General features: G+C 70.6%; 3 protein-coding genes. 2 read left to right on the top strand and 1 reads right to left on the bottom strand.

Features of this window, described 5'->3' with window-relative positions:
* The coding region (locus tag ADY59_RS47300; RefSeq protein WP_049577943.1) for a helix-turn-helix domain-containing protein at positions 1-313 on the bottom strand (313 nt) is incomplete at its 3' end.
* A gap of 79 nt (positions 314-392) precedes the next feature.
* Between ADY59_RS47300 and ADY59_RS47295 the strand changes: the two genes are divergently transcribed.
* Positions 393-860, top strand: a complete 468-nt coding sequence (locus tag ADY59_RS47295; protein WP_049577941.1) for a Dps family protein — start codon at positions 393-395, stop codon at positions 858-860.
* Between the two features lie 133 nt (positions 861-993).
* Entirely contained in the window at positions 994-1,203 is a 210-nt protein-coding gene (locus tag ADY59_RS50940; protein WP_156326185.1) for a hypothetical protein, read from the top strand.
* Positions 1,204-1,206 lie beyond the last annotated feature (3 nt).

The raw sequence follows: 1,206 nt of genomic DNA, 5'->3' as shown, positions 1-1,206 counted from the left end.
CGGGTGGGAGGTGGGCCGCTTCTTCCAGCAGGGCGTCCGTGGCGCCCGCGAGGCGGGTCCGGATGTCGGCGATGGACAGCCCCGCGGCCTGCAGGCGTTTGACGGCGACCAGCTGGAGCAGGTGCCGGCGGCCGTAGCGGGCGATGCGGCCCTGCCGGGTGAGGGGCGGGTCGACGAGGCCGATCGTGGTGTACCACCTGATCAGGCGCTCACCCGGCACCTCGCGGACCCGGCCGTTGAGCGGCTGCGCCCGCGACCGGAGCTGGGCGGCGGCGTGTTCCGCCAGCTCGCCGATCGTCCACGTCTCGCTCATGCCACCACACTGACACTGTCATTATTGCACTGTCAAGAAGGAGGGAATGAAGCCCGAATCCGAGGGGAGGGGGTAGGACATGTCTACGATTTCCGGCCCGCTCAAGGGCGACGCCCAGAAGACCACCGCCCAGGCCCTGCAGGGCGCCCTCGTCGATCTGATCGATCTCTCCCTGGTCGCCAAGCAGGCGCACTGGAACGTGATCGGCCCCCATTTCCGCCCGATCCACCTGCAGCTGGACGAGCTCACCGACCTGGCCCGCACCCATGCCGACACCGTCGCCGAACGGCTCGTGGCGCTCGGCGTGAGCCCCGACGGGCGCGCCGCCGCTGTCGCCAAGTCCACCAAGCTCCAGCAGCCCGAGTACGGCTGGATCGAGGACGGCAAGGTGGTCGCCACCATGACGGACATCCTCGACGGGATCAGCAAGCGGATGCGTGAGCGCATCGACCTCACCGAAGAACCCGACCAGGTGACGCAGGACATCCTCATCGCCGTGACCCAGGAGGTGGAGAAGCAGCGCTGGATGTTCCAGGCCCAGCGCTGAACGGCAGCCCCGAAGCCCGGAGCCCCGCGGCCCCGGGCTTTCGCATGGCAGTTCGCGTACTGTTCGGTCTTGGGGATCCCCCCATTCACGTCGGTGCGGTGGACTAGCGTGGCATCCAGAGGGAGGCCTGACGATGTCCCGCAAGACTCTCCTCCGCACGGGCCCGATCCGGCAGGCCGGCGCGAGCCCGTACGGCCCGATCAGCCCACCGCGCCCCGGCGGGCCGGTGACGCCCGGCGGCGTGCCCGGAGTGCCGGGAGTGCCCGGGATGCCCGCCGGGTCCGGCGAGTCCGCCGGCCCGGGAGAGCTGGCGGTGCCCGGGCTGGCTCTTATACACCTCTGACGC

The sequence above is a fragment of the Nonomuraea sp. SBT364 genome (assembly GCF_001083785.1).
Classification (GTDB): Bacteria; Actinomycetota; Actinomycetes; order Streptosporangiales; family Streptosporangiaceae; genus Nonomuraea.
Note: the sequence above shows the minus strand (reverse complement) of the source record. Positions and strands in the feature narration are given on the sequence as shown.

Excerpts from the sequence above, each read along its gene's own strand:
- ADY59_RS47295 (WP_049577941.1), top strand. The coding sequence starts at position 393 with ATGTCTACGATTTCCGGCCCGCTCAAGGGCGACGCCCAGAAGACCACC.
- ADY59_RS50940 (WP_156326185.1), top strand. The coding sequence starts at position 994 with ATGTCCCGCAAGACTCTCCTCCGCACGGGCCCGATCCGGCAGGCCGGC.